The sequence below is a fragment of the Halomonas sp. NyZ770 genome, from assembly GCF_020616575.1.
In the GTDB taxonomy this organism is placed as follows: Bacteria; Pseudomonadota; Gammaproteobacteria; order Pseudomonadales; family Halomonadaceae; genus Vreelandella; species Vreelandella hamiltonii.
The window spans coordinates 3,510,439-3,527,730 of sequence record NZ_CP085143.1 but is presented as its reverse complement, the minus strand read 5'-3'; the positions used below and the strand labels follow the sequence as shown (position 1 = coordinate 3,527,730).

16 protein-coding genes, 1 pseudogene and 1 CRISPR repeat array are annotated in these 17,292 nt (G+C 59.2%); of the genes and pseudogenes, 11 read left to right on the top strand and 6 right to left on the bottom strand.

Annotated features, from left to right (window positions below):
- From cas5e to cas2e, 4 genes are read left to right on the top strand one after another with little or no spacing between them, the layout of a single operon-like run.
- Complete coding sequence (gene cas5e, locus LG409_RS16275; RefSeq protein WP_227407145.1) at positions 1-675, top strand: type I-E CRISPR-associated protein Cas5/CasD; 675 nt, start codon at positions 1-3, stop codon at positions 673-675.
- Positions 650-1,252 (top strand): type I-E CRISPR-associated protein Cas6/Cse3/CasE, encoded by a 603-nt coding sequence (cas6e, locus tag LG409_RS16270; RefSeq protein ID WP_227407144.1) that lies wholly within the window; start codon positions 650-652, stop codon positions 1,250-1,252. Before cas5e ends, cas6e begins: the two co-directional genes overlap by 26 nt.
- 10 nt (positions 1,253-1,262) lie before the next feature.
- On the top strand, positions 1,263-2,183 hold the full coding sequence (cas1e, locus tag LG409_RS16265) for a type I-E CRISPR-associated endonuclease Cas1e (RefSeq protein ID WP_227407143.1): 921 nt from the start codon (positions 1,263-1,265) through the stop codon (positions 2,181-2,183).
- Position 2,184: 1 nt separating this feature from the next.
- Positions 2,185-2,478, top strand: coding sequence for a type I-E CRISPR-associated endoribonuclease Cas2e (gene cas2e, locus LG409_RS16260; RefSeq protein ID WP_081138738.1), 294 nt, complete (start codon positions 2,185-2,187; stop codon positions 2,476-2,478).
- Positions 2,479-2,588: 110 nt separating this feature from the next.
- Positions 2,589-5,363: a CRISPR direct-repeat array (repeat unit 29 nt; unit sequence CCGTTCCCTACAGGCGTGGGGATGAACCG).
- Positions 5,364-5,542: 179 nt separating this feature from the next.
- Here cas2e and LG409_RS18740 read toward each other — a convergent pair.
- Positions 5,543-5,947 (bottom strand): annotated as a pseudogene (locus LG409_RS18740) (peptide deformylase); the annotation flags it as partial.
- A gap of 111 nt (positions 5,948-6,058) precedes the next feature.
- Here LG409_RS18740 and LG409_RS16250 point away from each other — a divergent pair.
- Complete coding sequence (locus tag LG409_RS16250) at positions 6,059-6,556, top strand: Lrp/AsnC family transcriptional regulator (protein WP_227407142.1); 498 nt, start codon at positions 6,059-6,061, stop codon at positions 6,554-6,556.
- 71 nt (positions 6,557-6,627) lie between these two features.
- Positions 6,628-7,581, top strand: a complete 954-nt coding sequence (locus LG409_RS16245; RefSeq protein ID WP_227407141.1) for a zinc-dependent alcohol dehydrogenase family protein — start codon at positions 6,628-6,630, stop codon at positions 7,579-7,581.
- Positions 7,582-7,601: 20 nt separating this feature from the next.
- On the opposite strand, the gene LG409_RS16240 is transcribed toward LG409_RS16245, so the two are convergent.
- From LG409_RS16240 to pdxR, 3 genes are all read right to left on the bottom strand, one after another.
- Positions 7,602-8,204 carry a DNA-3-methyladenine glycosylase I gene (locus LG409_RS16240; RefSeq protein ID WP_227407140.1) on the bottom strand — a complete coding sequence of 201 codons (603 nt, stop codon included), beginning with the start codon at positions 8,202-8,204 and terminating at the stop codon, positions 7,602-7,604.
- A gap of 24 nt (positions 8,205-8,228) precedes the next feature.
- On the bottom strand, positions 8,229-8,945 hold the full coding sequence (gene pcsA / locus LG409_RS16235) for a phosphatidylcholine synthase (RefSeq protein ID WP_422822524.1): 717 nt from the start codon (positions 8,943-8,945) through the stop codon (positions 8,229-8,231).
- 97 nt (positions 8,946-9,042) lie between these two features.
- Positions 9,043-10,515 carry a MocR-like pyridoxine biosynthesis transcription factor PdxR gene (gene pdxR, locus LG409_RS16230; RefSeq protein ID WP_227408138.1) on the bottom strand — a complete coding sequence of 491 codons (1,473 nt, stop codon included), beginning with the start codon at positions 10,513-10,515 and terminating at the stop codon, positions 9,043-9,045.
- Between the two features lie 146 nt (positions 10,516-10,661).
- Between pdxR and LG409_RS16225 the strand changes: the two genes are divergently transcribed.
- Together LG409_RS16225 and LG409_RS16220 are read left to right on the top strand one after the other, a co-directional pair.
- Positions 10,662-11,111 (top strand): GNAT family N-acetyltransferase, encoded by a 450-nt coding sequence (locus LG409_RS16225; protein WP_039175123.1) that lies wholly within the window; start codon positions 10,662-10,664, stop codon positions 11,109-11,111.
- Positions 11,112-11,121: 10 nt separating this feature from the next.
- Positions 11,122-11,577, top strand: a complete 456-nt coding sequence (locus tag LG409_RS16220; protein ID WP_227407139.1) for a rhodanese-like domain-containing protein — start codon at positions 11,122-11,124, stop codon at positions 11,575-11,577.
- A gap of 22 nt (positions 11,578-11,599) precedes the next feature.
- On the opposite strand, the gene codA is transcribed toward LG409_RS16220, so the two are convergent.
- Positions 11,600-12,853 carry a cytosine deaminase gene (codA, locus tag LG409_RS16215; protein ID WP_227407138.1) on the bottom strand — a complete coding sequence of 418 codons (1,254 nt, stop codon included), beginning with the start codon at positions 12,851-12,853 and terminating at the stop codon, positions 11,600-11,602.
- Between the two features lie 320 nt (positions 12,854-13,173).
- On the opposite strand from codA, the gene LG409_RS16210 reads away from it, so the two are divergent.
- From LG409_RS16210 to LG409_RS16200, 3 genes are read left to right on the top strand one after another with little or no spacing between them, the layout of a single operon-like run.
- The gene (locus tag LG409_RS16210; RefSeq protein ID WP_227407137.1) at positions 13,174-14,616 is read left to right on the top strand and encodes a GGDEF domain-containing protein; all 1,443 of its coding nucleotides are present in this window, start codon (positions 13,174-13,176) and stop codon (positions 14,614-14,616) included.
- On the top strand, positions 14,606-15,505 hold the full coding sequence (locus LG409_RS16205) for an amino acid ABC transporter substrate-binding protein (RefSeq protein ID WP_227407136.1): 900 nt from the start codon (positions 14,606-14,608) through the stop codon (positions 15,503-15,505). Before LG409_RS16210 ends, LG409_RS16205 begins: the two co-directional genes overlap by 11 nt.
- A 10-nt stretch (positions 15,506-15,515) precedes the next feature.
- The gene (locus LG409_RS16200) at positions 15,516-16,439 is read left to right on the top strand and encodes an amino acid ABC transporter substrate-binding protein (protein ID WP_227407135.1); all 924 of its coding nucleotides are present in this window, start codon (positions 15,516-15,518) and stop codon (positions 16,437-16,439) included.
- Here LG409_RS16200 and LG409_RS16195 read toward each other — a convergent pair.
- Positions 16,436-17,287, bottom strand: coding sequence for an ABC transporter ATP-binding protein (locus LG409_RS16195; RefSeq protein WP_016915169.1), 852 nt, complete (start codon positions 17,285-17,287; stop codon positions 16,436-16,438). The two genes, LG409_RS16200 and LG409_RS16195, sit on opposite strands and share 4 nt — an antisense overlap.
- Positions 17,288-17,292 lie beyond the last annotated feature (5 nt).

Sequence of the window (17,292 nt, the reverse complement as noted above, 5' to 3'; positions counted from 1 at the left end):
GTGGCGACATTGCTGATGTGCTTGGCTGGTCCCATGCAATCATGGGGGACGACCAGCCGATTCGACGAGCGAGATACGCAGCTAGAACCCTCTAAGTCCGGTGTTATCGGCCTGGTTTGCGCCGCACTTGGCCGCGATCGGGCAGAGTCTGTCTCCGATCTCGCGGCCTTGCGCATGGGGGTACGTGTCGATCGCGAAGGTATCCCTATGCGCGACTATCAAACCGCTACGGGAGTGGTCGCCTCATCCGGCAAGGCTGACGCCAATCGCACCGTCGTCAGCCAGCGCTACTACCTGTCGGATGCTGCTTTCCTCGTCGCGCTCGAAGGTGAGCGCGAACTACTGGCTCATATCCATAAGGCCCTACGGGCGCCGTACTGGCCATTGTCGCTGGGCCGCAAGAGTTTTGTACCGTCTCGCCCGGTATTCATGCCGGATGGTTTGCGTGATGGTAGCCTTTTGGAGGTGCTGGGATCGTCAGTGCTGCTCACCGAGGACGATACGTGTCAGGAAATGCAGCAGCGACGCGTTGTCATCGAAGATGATAATGAAGGCACCGTTCGGGTCGATCAACCGATAGCACCATTCTCCGAGCGCCGATTTGGCCCTCGTTTCGTCAAGACGTTGCAACTGACGCCAGGGGGTGACGATGTATCTCACTCGACTCACGCTTGACCGGCGCAATGCAAGCGTCAGGCGGGATCTGGCCGATGCTTACGAGATGCATCGGTCGCTAGTACGAGCCTTCGTGAACGATCCTGATGATGAGCCACCGCGTTTTTTGTGGCGACTGGAGCCCGATTCGGGTCGGCAGGATCCCATCATTGTTGTTCAGTCGCTTGTTCAGCCTGACTGTTCAGGATTCGGGTGTCCGGGCTATCTGAAAGCACAGGTAGAGTCTAAAAATATCGATGTTGATCGAATTCTGACAGCGAGAGGGAAGTATCGATTCAGGCTGTTTGCCAACCCTACGGTGACGCAAGCTGGAAAAAGAGTCGGGCTTGCCAGTGAAGAACTGCAGTGTCAGTGGCTGGCGCGGCAGGCTGCCCAGGCGGGCTTTGATGTGGAGACAGCGCTGGTGATGGCGACAGAAATGCTTGATGTTCGGCAAGGTGACATTCGTTTGCGGCAGGCGTGGTTTGAAGGTGTGCTAACCGCTACTGATCCAGCCCTTTTAAAAAATGCGATCAAAAAGGGAATCGGCCCCGGCAAGGCTTTCGGGCTCGGTCTGCTAAGTATTTCTCCAAGATGATGAAAATACCATGAGCTTCATCCCCCTCAAACCCATCCCGATCAAGGACCGCATGTCGATGATCTTCGTCGGCATGGGCCAGATCGACGTGCGCGACGGTGCCTTTGTCGTGATCGACGAGGTCAACGGCGAACGCATGCACATTCCTGTGGGCTCGGTGGCGTGTTTGTTGCTGGAACCGGGCACGCGAGTCTCACATGCCGCGGTCAAGCTGGCCTCCGTGGTAGGTACGTTATTGATCTGGGTGGGCGATGCCGGGGTGCGGCTCTACAGTGCAGGGCAGCCCGGTGGGGCGCGCTCCGATAAGCTGCTCTATCAGGCCCAGCTAGCGCTGGATGAGAATTTGCGGCTCAAGGTCGTGCGCAAGATGTTCGAGCTGCGCTTTGGTGAAGCGCCGCCCTCACGGCGCAGCGTCGAACAACTCCGCGGGATCGAGGGAGCACGCGTGCGCAAGACCTACCAGGTACTGGCCAAGCAGTATGGTTTGAAATGGCAGGGGCGACGCTACGACCCGAAGCAGTGGGATGCCTCGGACGTGGCCAACCAGTGTCTTTCGGCAGCCACGGCGTGCCTCTACGGTATTACCGAGGCGGCGATTCTGGCCGCCGGATACGCGCCGGCCATCGGGTTTCTGCATACCGGTAAGCCGCTGAGCTTCGTCTACGACATCGCCGATATCGTCAAATTCGAGACCGTCGTTCCGGCAGCGTTTCGCATCGCCGCGAAGAACCCGCCAATGCCGGAGCGCGAGGTGCGCATTGCCTGCCGCGATGCCTTCAAGCAGACCCTGCTACTGCAACGCATCATCCCCATGATCGAAGAGGTGCTGGCGGCGGGCGAGATCGAACCGCCACCACCGCCAGCTGACGCCGTACCGCCCGCCATCCCCGAACCGCCGTCGGTGGGCGATAGCGGCCATAGGAGTCAATGAGATGGCCATGCTCGTCGTTGTCACCGAAGCCGTGCCACCTCGATTACGCGGGCGGCTGGCCGTCTGGCTACTGGAGATTCGCGCTGGCGTGTATGTGGGCGATGTCAGTAAGCGGATTCGAGAAATGATCTGGGAACATGTCAACGTCCTGGCCGAGGATGGCAATGTCGTCATGGCCTGGGCCAGCAACCATGAGTCCGGCTTCGAGTTCCAGACCTATGGTGCTAATCGGCGTGAGCCTTGGGATCACGATGGGTTGCGTCTGGTACGCTTTCTGCCCGCCGAAGCTAAGTAGCTGATAATCCTAGATCTTTAAAAATGCAGTTTGTACAAAAAATAAGCAAAATCGTTGGTGGAATTTCTGCTGTCGATTTTTCTTTTTTAGATCAATTATCTACAGTTAGACCGTTCCCTACAGGCGTGGGGATGAACCGCAGGAGTTTACCCCATGGATTCATATACAGCACCGTTCCCTACAGGCGTGGGGATGAACCGCACATGGTGACCGGGAAGACGATGCGCGTTGACCGTTCCCTACAGGCGTGGGGATGAACCGGAAATGCGCTTTGAAGCGGTTGCCGTGTCAGGCCGTTCCCTACAGGCGTGGGGATGAACCGAAAGCAGGCATTAGAAGATTACCGCTTAGAACCCGTTCCCTACAGGCGTGGGGATGAACCGCCCCTTCATGGTTCTCCTATGTTGATGCAAACCCGTTCCCTACAGGCGTGGGGATGAACCGCACATTCCAAAGTCTCGGATAACCACTTTGGCCCGTTCCCTACAGGCGTGGGGATGAACCGCGTTAGAGTCTTATGTTGCATTGTTCGCAGCTCCGTTCCCTACAGGCGTGGGGATGAACCGCAATCCCTCCTTTTTGGGCACTGAGGGCGTGTCCGTTCCCTACAGGCGTGGGGATGAACCAAAACCAATAGTAGAAAGATTATGACCACTAACCCGTTCCCTACAGGCGTGGGGATGAACCGTGCTTTGTCTATCATTGATACTGCACTCAGGTCCGTTCCCTACAGGCGTGGGGATGAACCGACTACTTCGGGGGTGCAGCATGAACGTTGCTGCCGTTCCCTACAGGCGTGGGGATGAACCGATATTGGCGCGCATGATCGGGGTCTGGTCCTGCCGTTCCCTACAGGCGTGGGGATGAACCGCGCGAGCTGAACCTGCGTGGTGAGTGGGTGCCCCGTTCCCTACAGGCGTGGGGATGAACCGTCGTTTTACCCTTATTTACAGCGCCTTTTTTACCGTTCCCTACAGGCGTGGGGATGAACCGCGCAGGCCCGCACCCAAGAGATAGCGGACGAACCGTTCCCTACAGGCGTGGGGATGAACCGTTGTCAATCGGCGTGGCCTTAGCCATCGGTGCCCGTTCCCTACAGGCGTGGGGATGAACCGTTTGGTATCAAGCCGCCTGAGTGCTTTGTCTACCGTTCCCTACAGGCGTGGGGATGAACCGGCCGCTAACGTGGCCGGCACCATGATGGCGGCCCGTTCCCTACAGGCGTGGGGATGAACCGTCATAAACATAATCAGAAATGGCATCCTGCAACCGTTCCCTACAGGCGTGGGGATGAACCGCTCATGGAGAAATGGCTCTCTGCCCAGCACACCCGTTCCCTACAGGCGTGGGGATGAACCGGCGTGACCCGTTACGCAATCGAGGTTAGCACTCCGTTCCCTACAGGCGTGGGGATGAACCGAGCGGTTAGCGGCAGTAGCGGGCAGTTGCGCCCCGTTCCCTACAGGCGTGGGGATGAACCGGGGAAATAATATGTCAAGGCTACGATTCACAACCCGTTCCCTACAGGCGTGGGGATGAACCGCCGCCAGCCGCCGCAGCTGCCGCGCCCAGGGCCCGTTCCCTACAGGCGTGGGGATGAACCGCAATATAGGAGAGACCAGAGGGGGCCGTTATACCGTTCCCTACAGGCGTGGGGATGAACCGCCGCTCAAACGGCAGAACAACGGGCAATCACCCCGTTCCCTACAGGCGTGGGGATGAACCGGCTGAGTTCAGTCTGCGACCATGTCGCCAGCACCGTTCCCTACAGGCGTGGGGATGAACCGGAAAGCCGGAAGAGATACCACCCTGAACACCACCGTTCCCTACAGGCGTGGGGATGAACCTGCTTGGTACCGTGGCTATCGGGGTCGTTATTGCCGTTCCCTACAGGCGTGGGGATGAACCGTAATCGCGGATGGCTACGGCACGTTCATAACCCCGTTCCCTACAGGCGTGGGGATGAACCGCCATTCACGCGTGCCGCCGTATCTGGGCGAGCCCGTTCCCTACAGGCGTGGGGATGAACCGGCCTGGCGAGCGCTTTCATCAAGCGTGCGTCCCCGTTCCCTACAGGCGTGGGGATGAACCGGGCTGGGGACCAGGTGACTCCGAAAGTCCGTGCCGTTCCCTACAGGCGTGGGGATGAACCGCTCCGCGTCCTCCCCGACGCCAATCAGGTAATCCGTTCCCTACAGGCGTGGGGATGAACCGAGCTGCTGGCCATCGACTGGATCGCGCCGAAGCCGTTCCCTACAGGCGTGGGGATGAACCGTCCATACGAGACATATCCCACTTATTGGGCTCCCGTTCCCTACAGGCGTGGGGATGAACCGCTACGTGCTGGGTCAGGCTGCTGTAGGTGAGCCCGTTCCCTACAGGCGTGGGGATGAACCGTATGGCGTCAGCCGCATCATCCAGGTGCTGGTCCGTTCCCTACAGGCGTGGGGATGAACCGCTGAGCTTGCCTGTTTTGACGAACTCCGTCAGCCGTTCCCTACAGGCGTGGGGATGAACCGATAACGAATATGATCAATGGAGGGAGCGTCAGCCGTTCCCTACAGGCGTGGGGATGAACCGTCTTCCAAATCATCCCGACGTTGCGGGTATGGCCGTTCCCTACAGGCGTGGGGATGAACCGGGTGAATTAACCACCGGAGGTAACATGAACAACCGTTCCCTACAGGCGTGGGGATGAACCGTGCCCGCTCGCAATTTCAAGCAATACAACAAGCCGTTCCCCACAGGCGTGGGGATGAACCGGGCGGAACGTACCGCCGAGCGGTTGGAGGTTACCGTTCCCCACAGGCGTGGGGATGAACCGCCCGTTGACAAACTGAAAATTATGGGGCTTGACCGTTCCCCACAGGCGTGGGGATGAACCGATTCGCTCTGGCGAAGAGCAATACACAGTACCCCGTTCCCCATGCTCCAGCTTGATGCGGTGTTCGCTGCGTTGAGGGGCAATTAGCTCGGCGTGGCGAGCGATCGGCTGTAAATCTTCCGGATGCTCTATACGATCCACCATGAGCAGGCCATCCAGGTGGTCTACCTCGTGCTGGATCAGTTCAGCCAATGCCGCTGAAAGGTGATGCCAGTGGCAGGTTTTGCCGTTTTCGTTTTGGTACGTCAGGCTGATACTGGCGTGGCGCCTGACATTGGCAATATGGCCGGGCACGCTCATGCAGTCGTCCCAAACCGGCCGCGTCTCTTGACTTCGCCAGACAATGGCTGGGTTGATCAAGGTAAATGGGCGGCCGCCCAACTGAACCGCCACGATGCGCAAGGGTTCGCCTATTTGAGGGGCAGAGAGGGCACGGCCAACGCCGGTGCGTGCTTTGAAATCGACAAGTGTGGCATGTAGTTCGGAAATTACCTTTGCGATATCGGGTGTGATTTCTTCTACTGGCTGTGAAGTAGCTCTTAAGCGTGGGTCGCCCTCGGTCAGGATCGTGCGTACCTGGTTCATGGTGTTGTCTCTGCCTGTATGGTTAAGTCTTTGCTTGCGTTGAGTTAGCTTAACGGGCAAGGCCTTTTTACTGGCCGCATATCCTGACGGCCATTGCGGGGAGACTGCATAATGAGTGACCAAACTGCGGGCGAGCGGCCCACAGAGCAACTGGATGATTTTGATCGTCGGATTTTGGCTATTTACCAGCACGATACGCGTGTGACCGGGGAGAGTATCGGCCAGGCGGTTGGCTTATCGGCGGCAGCAGTTCAGCGGCGGCTCAAACGGTTAAGGGCGCGGGGCGTTATTATTCAGGAGGAGGCTCGGCTGAATGCTAAAGCATTAGGCTTGCCAACTACCTGCATTGTCGGTGTCGATCTCGAGTATGAACGCAACCAGCATGTCGATGAGTTTAAGCAGCGGATGCGAGAGCACCCCAATGTGCAGCAATGTTATTACGTCACAGGGAGCATGGACTTCGTGCTGATCGTAGTGACCCGTACGCTGCAGGAGTACGAAGATTTTACCCGCGAAGCACTGATGGAACACCCCAATGTGCGTTCGTTCACAACGATGGTTGCCATGGACGCGGTCAAGTCGGGATACGCATTGCCTTTAAGTGACTGAGCCTCTGAGTATTATGCTCTTTCAGCCGGATGAAGAGTACTTCATCTGTGCCCCTCATTTACGAGGTACTTATGCATCGCCATGCTCTCACCTACCGGACCTTCGGTAATCCGCTTGAAACATTGAACATGGAAACGGCTGAGGTGCCTGAACTGAGCGCGAATAAGCTCAGGGTCAGTATGCTGTGTGCTCCCGTGAATCCCTCTGACCTGATTCCTATCCACGGAGCGTACTCGCATCGCATAGCACTGCCCGCCGTTGCGGGCTACGAAGGCGTAGGGCGCGTGATGGAGGCACCTCAAGCGTATGCTTCGCTGATCGGAAAACGTGTGCTTCCACTACGCGGTGAAGGCACTTGGCAGACGCTTGTGGATTGTGACCCTGCGCTTGCCGTGCCTGTCCCGGATGACATTCCTGATGCCGTGGCAGCACGGGCCTACATCAATCCCTTGGCAGCTTTGACGATGCTGGAAATGTGGCCTGTCAGGGGCAAGCGTGTGCTGCTCACTGGCGCGGGTTCGAATTGCGCGGAATACCTGGGAACATGGGCCTACCAGCATGGGGCTCGTGAAGTCATTGGGGTATACCGCTCCGAGAGCCGAGCCGCCCGCCTCGAACAGCTGGGTATTCGGCCGCTATCCCTTCAGGATACGTCGCAGATCACCCATGTGGCGCGCGTGTCCGATGTGGTCTTTGACGCCTTGGGCGGTCCAGTGGCCTCGAACATTCTGCAGTCAATGGCGCCTGGTGCGATGTTTATCGCCTATGGGTTATTGACGGGGCAGGCTGTTCAATTGGATGGCAAACCTCGCGCTCATTACAGAAGGTTTCATCTGCGCGATAGCTTGGCCAGGATGCCTGCAGACACCTGGCAGCATCAGTTCCTGGCCATCTGGAAGCTGCTGAGCCAGCTAGAGATGCCGAATTATCGCGTGTTTGCATGGCAGGATTGGCAGCGAGCGGTCGAGGCGGTGCTGCAGCCACAGAGCCAGAAAAGCCTATTGGACTTTACTCGCCTGGCGTAGGCGATGATGACCGTAGCAAGTCAGCCCGGGCGCTGAAACTGCCTGCGCGCCTGTTCCACCTGTTCGCGTGTGATGCAGTGGAGCGAGTGGTCGTTGAGCAGCCCCATGGCCTGCATAAAGGCGAACGCCGTGGTGGGGCCGAAGAATTTCCAGCCGCGTTTTTTCAGCTCCTTCGCCATGGCGATGGATTCTGGCGAGGTGGTCTGCGATTGAGGGGCCACGGTGTCGCTGGGCTCATAGCGCCAGAAGAACGCCGCCAGCGACCCTTCCTGCTCGACCATCTCCTGGGCGCGCTGGGCGTTATTGATGGTGGCTTCGATTTTTCCACGGTGACGAATGATGCCCGCGTCTTGCAGTAAGCGCTCCACGTCCTGTTCGCCAAAGTGGGCTACCTGATGAAAATCGAAGTGGTGAAAAGCGGCGCGAAAGTTGTCGCGCTTATTGAGGATCGTGCGCCAGCTGAGCCCCGACTGAAAGCTTTCCAGGCAAAGTTTTTCGAACAGGCGCTGGTCGTTATCGACCGGAAACCCCCACTCCTGGTCGTGGTACGGCAGGAATTCCGGCGCTCCTGCGCACCACTGGCAGCGGGGTTGCCCATCCGGGGCGATAAAGCTGTTCGTCATCAGTCGTGTACCGTGGTCAGTGGATCAGGCAAACCATTCCCGAGCGGTGCGCCACAGGCACATGCCGGTGAAATAGACCGATGTCAGCACCCAGCCCCACAAGGCCCAGGCGGCATGGGCGGGGTTCGAGAGAATCAGTGAAGTCGTGCAGACACACCACACCAGCGTGACCGTGATGTTCAGCGGCATGAATTGCCGTACCCGGAAAGGGTGCAGAAACTTCATGCGGGTGACGGTGAGGGCCGCCATGAGCAGAATGATCGCGAAGGTGACAAACGGCGGAAAATCAAGAATGTAGAAGTAGGCGGCGATGATGTTCCAGGCAGCAGGAAAACCGACAAAGTAGTTGTCCTGGCTTTTCATGTTCACGTTGCAAAAGCAGAACATGGAGGAGAGCAGGATGATGAAGACCGAGAGCAGTTCGAAGTGGGTGGGCAGCTCGACGAAAAAGTAGATGAACAGCGCCGGGATGAATGCCCAGGTGAGATAGTCGATCACCATATCCAGCGTGGAGCCATCGAAGTGGGGCAGAATGGTCTTCACTTCATACTTGCGCGCCAGGGTGCCGTCCAGGCCGTCTACCATCATGGCGGCGCCTAGCCACAGCAGGCAGGCCACGGGGTTGTTATCGATCAGCGCCAACAGCGCCATGGTGCCCAGCAAGACACCGCTGGCAGTGAAGACATGCACGCTCCAGGCCTTGTAGACCGAGGCGCGCGATTCTGTGTGTGAAGAGAGCAATTGAGCCACCTTGACCCCATGGGGAACGGCCGTTCCCTTTCTATCAGGTTTATAAATGAGCGTATAAAGAACGCTACACTACTACAAGAGTGCCCCCCTAGAATACGTTGGTCTTGTGACCATTGCGGGAAAGTGGCGTGTCGGGAGTGCGGGTTTGATGGGCCAGATACGCGTTGCTCAGCCACTGTCCTGCCCAGGCCAGGGTCTGTTCGTTGGCACTGGCATAGCCAAGCACCAAACCGAATCGCTTGTTGGCGGAAAGGTAGTAATGTGACAGTGGCGACAGTGTAATGCCCGCCTGGGCAGCATGACTGACCAGAGCCGTTTCCTCCTCGATACTGCTCAGCTCGGCCAGCAAGTGCATGCCAGCATGCCCCTCCGATAACCGTAAACCTGCCGCAACGGCGGGGGCCAGGGCGGCACGTAAACAGCTTTGGCGGTGACGGTAGGCCGTCCGCATGCGGGTGATGTGGCGGGTGAAGTGACCACTGGCCATGAAGGCGGCCAGTGCCGACTGGAGTGGGTAGTGACCCTCTCGATGTAAACGGGCCTGGGCCCGGCACACATCGGGAGCGAGTTCAGGCGGGGCGACCAGATAGCCCAGACGCAAACCGGGATACAGGACTTTGCTGAACGTGCCCACATAAATGACCGGCGCCTGTTCGGTCAGCCCCTGGAGTGATGGGAGCGGTGGGGTGTCATAGCGAAACTCACTGTCGTAATCGTCTTCGATGATCCATCCGCCGCAGCGTTCGGCGACGTCCAGCAGTGCCAACCGACGAGTGACGGGCATGGTCACGCCGGTGGGGTATTGATGGGAGGGGGTGGTATAGATCAGTCGAGGGGCGGGAGCACTCTTTTCGCCCAGAGCCGGGTCGAGCCCATCGGCATCAACGGGAACGGGCGTGACATCGAGCCCGGCTGCCAGAAAGCAGGCTTTGGCACCGCCGTAGCCAGGCTCTTCCATCCAGACCGCGTCGTCAGGGTCGGTCAGTAGCTGGGTGATCAGCTCGAAGGCTTGCTGTGCCCCTTGAGTGATGATGACCTGTTCAGGCTGGCAGCGTACCGCCCGAGAGAGCCTCAGGTAGTCGCTGATCGCCACTTTCAATGCTGCCAGCCCGCCGCCGGTCTGATAATCCATCCACGCCACATCGGCGTTGCGCTGATGCTGGCGCACAAGCCGTTGCCACTGCGCTTCAGGAAACAGGTCCAGGGCGGGTACGCCGGGTGAGAACGCTCGGTAGCCGTTGCTGAGCGTCTTGCTCAGCGCCAATAGGGTGCGCCCGCGGGAAGAGTAGTGAACGGCCTTTGGAGGCGGTGTGGTCTCGGTATCCAGCACGCGAGGCAACTGCGCTACGTAAAGCCCCGCCCCTTGGCGTGCCACCAGCAGCCCCTCGGCCAGCAGCCTGTCCGTTGCCGCGAGGACGGTATTGCGGCTGACGCCCAGCGCATCCGACATGTGACGTGACGAAGGCAGCCGCTGGCCCGCCGTGAGTTTACCCTGGCGTACCCATTCCTTGAGCGGATGGTATAGCCGCTGACTGAGTGATCGCGTTGCGTGTTGATGCATGCGCAAGGCCAATGCGTCGATGATCCAGTCACTGTCGCTGGCGCTCTGTTTCACTGGTTCTCCTGAAAGGGTGCAAAGTGGCTCTTTTTAAGGAACCACTATAGCGGCAGACTGGGGCATTACTCCATGACTATCGAGGCAATGACATGACCCAGATTCGTCCAGCGGTGTTTGATGACCTGGCTCCCTTGAGTGAGCTGCTCGATGGCTATCGCCAATTTTACCAACAGCCCAGCGACTTGCCGGCTGCACGGAGGTTTCTCGAATTGCGGATGGGGTTGGGCGACTCCTACATTCTCGTCAGTGAGGCGAGCGATGGCTCACTGACGGGGTTCGTGCAGCTCTACCCGGGTGTTTCCACCGTGGGGCTGAATGCTCGGTGGACGCTCAATGACCTCTTCGTGCAGCCAGCGTCGCGCACGCAAGGCACCGGCAGAGCGTTGATGGAAGCCGCCGCCAGGCTGGCCCAGGAGCATGGAGTCGCACGCTTGATCCTCATGACACAGGTAGAGAATCAGCGCGCCCAGGCGCTTTACGAGTCACTGGGCTGGCAGCGCAATACGGCGTTTTATGGCTATCTACTGGATGTGAAGTAAGGAGGCAACGATGACCACACCCCCCATGTCAGCGGTGATGGCATTTCCACCCGCGCCACCTGACCGCATGGCATCGGCCATGCATGACAAGCTTTGCTACCACACGGATGCCTGGGACGTGGCGCAGGATTTGGCCGCAGGCATCAACGACATCGTGGTGATCGATGCGCGTAGCTTCGAACACTACTGTGCTGGGCACATCCCTGGCGCCATCAGCCTTCCTCACAAGGAAATGACTCCCGAGCGCTTGGCGGAGTTGGATAAGCAGCGCGTCTACATCACCTATTGCGATGGGATTGGGTGTAACGGCTCTACCAAAGCAGCCTGGAAGCTGGCCAGCGCAGGGCTACAGGTAAAAGAGCTGCTGGGAGGTCTGGACTTTTGGCGACGTGACCAGCATCCGGTGCAAACCGGGGCGCAGCGCGGCAGTCTGGACGCCTCGGGGCTCAACGACTGCGGTTGCTGAGCCTGCTCGAATGCCGCAAGCCCTAACCAAGCCATGGTGGCGTCACGATGCGTGCGGGCTCCCGCTGCATGATGATGTCACCGTGGCGGACGGAGAGCAGTACGTCACCCTGGTTGCGTAGCACGCTGTAGTCGTCTTCTCCATCCAGCAGGTTGAAGCTGGCGGGTTTGCCCACCTCGATACCGTAACGTGCCTCGATGTTGAGCGTGCGGGCGCTGTTGTCGGTGATCAGCGACAGCGCCTGGCTGAAGTCCTGATAGCCCATCATCTGGCAAATATGCAGGCCAAAATCCAGCGTTCGCAGCAGTTTGCCGTTGCCCAGCGAGTACCAGGGGTCGAAGATGGAGTCTTCGGCAAAACAGACGTTGATACCGGCTTCGTTGAGTTCCTTGACGCGTGTTACGCCGCGCCGTTTGGGGTAGGTGTCGAAGCGCCCTTGCAGGTGGATGCTCTCGGTGGGGCAGGAAATGAAGTTGATGCCCGAGCGCTTGAGCAGCAGAAACAGCTTCGAGCAGTAGGCGTTGTCGTAGGAGTGCATGGCGGTGGTGTGGCTGGCGGTCACGCGGCTGCCCAGCTCATGAAACAGTGCCTCACAGGCGAGCACTTCGAGAAACCGCGAGTTGGGATCATCGATTTCGTCGCAGTGCACGTCCACCAGGCGGTCGTACTTGATGGCCAGCTCGATGACGCTCTTCATGGATGCCACGCCCAACTCTCGCGTGTACTCGAAGTGAGGAATGCCGCCTACCACATCGGCGCCAAACTCCAGCGCCTCTTCCATGAGCTTGTCGCCGCCAGGGTAAGAGAGCAGGCCATCCTGTGGAAAGGCCACCACCTGAATGTCGATTTTGTCCTTCAGCTCGTCTCGCAGTGTGCAAAGGGTTTTCAGGCCTACCAGGCTGGGGTCGCTGGTGTCGGCATGGGTGCGCACGAACTGCACGCCGTTGCCGATCAACAGGTTGAGGGTCTTCAGTACGCGCTCCCGAATGTCCGCCTCGTCGAGCAACGGCTTACGCTCCCCCCAGCGTTCGATGCCCTCGAACAGCGTGCCGCTCTGGTTCCAGTGAGGCTCGCCAGCGGTCAGGGCCGCATCCAGGTGGATATGCGGCTCGATAAACGGCGCACACAGCAGTTTGCCGCCCGCATCCCTCTGGCCTTCGCCTGCCGTTTGCGGCGCATCCTGAGCGGTGATTGCGGTGAAGACGCCGTTCTCGATGTCCAGCCGATAAAGCCCAGGGCGCTGGTGAAGGCGGGCATTGATGATCTGCATGTTCATAAACAGGTGCTCACTTATTGTTTGGCCGTCGATGGGAAGCTATCACTCAGCGTAGCGTGGTGGGCGCATATGTGAAGATGCAGCAAGCCGCATGCCAATCAGGCGTGGTCAGGTAACAAGAAACGTTTAAATTTTTAGCTACTCGTGCGCGTCTTTAATGGTAGTTTGCGAAAAGAAGACAGAAATAACGAACGCGCACGCGCACGCGCACCACAAGGTAACGAGCGCTCTGCATGGCGTGGCGCTAACGTGCCATTGACAGGATCGATGATCAGCAATGGGCGATGTGGCAAGACGTGGCTGAGGGGGAGTCGGCCAATATGAAACCATCAAGCTCGGAAGAGCCACCGTCGCCAGCCGTCCGGTTGCCCTGGTACCGGACGCTGGTCTGTAAAGTGGCGGTATTCATGGTGCTGGGGGTAGTCTTTGCCTACTCCATGGGGGCCTTGCTGGGCTTTGCCATCGTGGAGCGCAGTGCACGCGAACAGTGGGCCCGGGAAGCGCTGGTGAATGCCCAGATCGTGAGCGCCACGATTCGGCGTATCTACACGAATGTCGCGGTACGCACGGACCTCTCAGGCCAAGTGACGCACCTGGTGTCCGAACAGCCCATTGGGGATGAAGACTCGGTGCTCAGCACGGGGTTCAGCCCCGTGGATGTGTTGGCGCTGGCGAGTGCGCAAACGCGCCACAACGTCTGGCTGTTTTCACGTTTGCCAGATGGCGGCTTCGCCATGGTCGCCGATGCCCACCACGGTGAAGAGACCACGCTCGAACTCCCTCACGTCCCAGAGCTGTCGCTGGCTGCTTCTGGCAGTGAGCTGTACGTGGGCTTTGCCCGGCTTGGCGAGCAGGAGCACTTCATCAGCGCATTGCCCATTGTGTCTCCTCAGGGGGAGTTATGGGGGGTGTCGGTTGCCACCATTGGCACCAAGGCGACGCTGTATCAGGTGCACCGCGAGCTACTGCTGAAAGTCGTCGCCTCACTGGGCATCGTGCTGTTGGCCACGGCCTTGCTGTTGAGCCTGCTGATGCATCAGCTGTTCAAGCCCGTGCCGCGTCTGATCAAGGCGTTGACGCATATTTCTCATAATCGAACCGAGCAGGCAACGCCCTACACACAGCGCCAGGATGAGATTGGCTGTATGGCCCAGGCCATTGAAGCGTTACGCAAAAAAGTCGTCGAGCGCGAGCTGCTGCTTGAGGTCAAGGAGGAGGCGCTCAAGTTCCAGCACCTGGCGCACCACGATGCGCTGACCAAGCTGCCTAACCGTGTTCAGTTCAACGAGGCCTTGCAGGTCGCCGTCGCGCAGCTGTCGGGAGGCGAGCGCTTCAATGTGATGATTTTTGACCTGGATCGCTTCAAAGCCGTCAACGATACGTTAGGGCATGCCGCCGGGGATGAACTGCTGGTCCAGGCCAGCCGACGGGTACAGCGGCTGTTGGCCGAGCGTGAGCTGGTGGCGCGCCTGGGAGGCGATGAGTTCGCGATTCTCCAGCCTGTTCACCACCATGCGCTGGACGAAGCCAGTGTGCGGGCAGGGCGGCTGGTCGCTGCGCTGCGCGAGCCCTTTGACCTGCAGGGAGAGCGCGTCCAGATTGGTGTCAGCATCGGGATTGCCCTGGCCCCACGGGATGGCGAAAGCAGCCATACGCTGTTGCGCAGTGCCGATGTGGCGCTTTACGCTGCCAAGGCCATGGGGCGAGGGCGTTATCAGGTGTTCAGTAGCGGCATGACCATGGGAGCCAGCCATGACGTGTAGCGTGATCGGGCGGTATATCGCGTTGATGGGCTTGCTGCTGCTGGCCATGGGCACGGCCAGCGCCCAGACAGGCCCGACGCTTGCGCGCATTCAGCAGGATCACACCATTCTGATTGGGCACCGAGAACACGAGGAGCCGTTCTCCTACGTGGTGGAAGGGCGGCCCATCGGCTACTCCATCGATATTTGCCAAGCAGTGGTCGACAGCATCAGCGCTCGGCTGGGTGGGCCTGCGCTGGCAGTCACCTTCGTGCCGGTGACGCCCGCCAACCGCTTCATCCTGCTGAGCAAGGGCGATATCGACCTTGAGTGTGGTGTGACGACCAATACCGCAGAGCGGCGTCGGCAGGCAGCATTTTCCTACCCCCATTACTTCAGTACTACCCGCTATGTGTCGCTGACGAAGAATGCGCTGGATCGCATCGAAGACCTGACAGGACGCAGCGTCGTATCGACCACAGGGACGCTCAATATCGAGCAGCTCAATGCCATGAACCGGGAGCAAGGCCTCAATATCTCGGTCATGCTGAGTCGCTCCCACGACGAAGCGTTCACCATGGTAGCTGCCGAGCAGGCGTCTGCGTTCGTGATGGACGATATCTTGCTGGCGGGCCTGGTGGCGTCCGATGCCTCTCCCGAGCGCTTTCATATCTCGTCGGAAGCGCTGAGTGACCCCGAACCGTATGGCCTGATGTTGCGCCGTGACGACCCCGAGTTTTTAGCCTGGGTCAATGAAGCGTTACGCGCGCTCTATCAGAGTGGCGACATGCTGGCGCTTTATGAGAAGTGGTTCTTGTCTCCCATTCCGCCCGACCAGCAGGTGGTGGGGCTGCCCATGAGCCCTCAGCTGGAGGCCGTTCTGGCACACCCGGAAGCATTCGCTGAGTAAGGAGTGAGTCATGTCACGAAGATACAGGCGCTGGTGGGTGGGGTTGATGGCCTCCTTGGGCGCCAGTGCGTTGTCGTTCGCTGCCGAGATCGACACCTTGGAACGCCTCAGGGAAACCGGCACGCTGCGAGTTGGCTATGGCGATACGGCGCCTTTTTCCTATACGGATGATCAGGGCCGCGTGGTGGGGTATTCCATCGAGCTTTGTCAGCGGGTGGCGGAGCATTTACAGCAGCAACTGGCACTCCCCCACCTGGAGATCGAATACGTCTTCCGTACCCCGGGTAACCGGGTTCAATTATTGAACAGCGGTGTGATCGATATCGAATGCAATGCCAGTACGAATACGGCAGAGCGCCGCCGTAGTGCGGATTTTTCGCTGAGCCACTTTTTCGTCTCCGTGCGCTATGTTGCGCTGGCAAAACATGGGTTTGCCACGTTGCAGGATCTGGCGGGGCGCAGCGTCAGTGTGGCGCGGGGAACGGTGAACGTGGGGCAGATCAATCTGGCCAACCGCGAGCAGCGTTTGAACCTGTCGGTAGTGCCGGTGGAAACGCTTCAGGAGGCTTTTGACCTGGTCACCCATGAGCGGGTGGCGGCGTTTGCCATGGATGACATTCTGCTGAGCACGATGATGGCAGAAACCGGCAACCCTGCGGCCTATCGCCTGTCGGAAGAGGCGATAACGGCGGAGGAGCCGCTGGGACTGCTGATGCGCCGAGGCGATGACGCTTTTGTCGAGCAGGTGAACCAGGCGCTGCGCCAGATCTATCAAAGCGATGAGATGCTGGCGCTTTACGAGCGGTGGTTCCTGCAGCCGTTGCCCGGCAAGGAACTTACTCTGAACGTGCCGCTGAGCGAAACGCTGAAAAACCACTTTGCCAATCCCCAGGCCACCCCACAGACCACCCCTCAGGCTGTTTTACAGGACTAGGCGCGGGCTTTTTTAGCCGTGGCAGTACTGGGGGCTTTCTCGCGTCGTTCGGCCAGGTGCTCTACCTTGCGCTGCTTTTCGTACAGGAAGCGCAGCACTTCCTGGCGGTAGCGGTTGTAGCGGGGGTCGTCGGCCAGCGTGATACGGTTGCGGGGGCGCGGCAGGTCGATGTCGAGAATTTCGCCAATGCGCGCCGAGGGGCCGTTGGTCAGCATCACGATACGATCAGACAGCAGCACGGCCTCATCCACATCGTGGGTGATCATGATGACGGTATTCCCCAGCTCGTCCTGAATGCGCATCACCTCTTCTTGCAGGTGGGCGCGTGTCAGCGCATCCAGGGCGCCAAACGGCTCATCCAGCAGCAGTACCTTGGGCTCCATGGCCAGAGCGCGGGCGATCCCTACCCGCTGCTTCATGCCGCCGGAAATCTCCGACGGGCGTTTGTCGAGGGCATGGGACATACCGACCATGTCCAGATTCTTGAGAATCCAGGCGTGGCGTTCGGCCTTGGTCTTGCGGCGGGCAAAGGTCTTGTTCACCGCCAGCGCCACGTTCTCGTACACTGTGAGCCAAGGCAGTAACGAGTGGTTTTGGAAGACCACGCTGCGGTCGGGGCCTGGCGCATTGACCTCCTTGCCATCCAAGATGACCGCGCCAGAGGTCGAGGAGGTGAGTCCGGCGATGATGTTGAGCAGGGTCGACTTGCCGCAGCCCGAATGGCCAATGATCGAGATGTACTCACCCTTGGCGACGCCCAGGTCGATCTCCTTGAGCACGTTGGTAGTGGCACCTTTGGTGGCAAAGGTCATGTCCACCTGCTCGACGCTTAAATAGTGTGAAGCCATGATCC

Coding starts and splice junctions, on each gene's coding strand:
- LG409_RS16250 (WP_227407142.1), top strand. CDS start 6,059: ATGAGTGACCAAACTGCGGGCGAGCGGCCCACAGAGCAACTGGATGAT.
- LG409_RS16210 (WP_227407137.1), top strand. CDS start 13,174: ATGAAACCATCAAGCTCGGAAGAGCCACCGTCGCCAGCCGTCCGGTTG.
- LG409_RS16200 (WP_227407135.1), top strand. CDS start 15,516: ATGTCACGAAGATACAGGCGCTGGTGGGTGGGGTTGATGGCCTCCTTG.
- cas6e (WP_227407144.1), top strand. CDS start 650: ATGTATCTCACTCGACTCACGCTTGACCGGCGCAATGCAAGCGTCAGG.
- cas1e (WP_227407143.1), top strand. CDS start 1,263: ATGAGCTTCATCCCCCTCAAACCCATCCCGATCAAGGACCGCATGTCG.
- LG409_RS16195 (WP_016915169.1), bottom strand. CDS start 17,287: ATGGCTTCACACTATTTAAGCGTCGAGCAGGTGGACATGACCTTTGCC.
- LG409_RS16240 (WP_227407140.1), bottom strand. CDS start 8,204: ATGACGAACAGCTTTATCGCCCCGGATGGGCAACCCCGCTGCCAGTGG.
- LG409_RS16225 (WP_039175123.1), top strand. CDS start 10,662: ATGACCCAGATTCGTCCAGCGGTGTTTGATGACCTGGCTCCCTTGAGT.
- LG409_RS16205 (WP_227407136.1), top strand. CDS start 14,606: ATGACGTGTAGCGTGATCGGGCGGTATATCGCGTTGATGGGCTTGCTG.
- codA (WP_227407138.1), bottom strand. CDS start 12,853: ATGAACATGCAGATCATCAATGCCCGCCTTCACCAGCGCCCTGGGCTT.
- pdxR (WP_227408138.1), bottom strand. CDS start 10,515: ATGCATCAACACGCAACGCGATCACTCAGTCAGCGGCTATACCATCCG.
- cas2e (WP_081138738.1), top strand. CDS start 2,185: ATGGCCATGCTCGTCGTTGTCACCGAAGCCGTGCCACCTCGATTACGC.
- LG409_RS16245 (WP_227407141.1), top strand. CDS start 6,628: ATGCATCGCCATGCTCTCACCTACCGGACCTTCGGTAATCCGCTTGAA.
- LG409_RS16220 (WP_227407139.1), top strand. CDS start 11,122: ATGACCACACCCCCCATGTCAGCGGTGATGGCATTTCCACCCGCGCCA.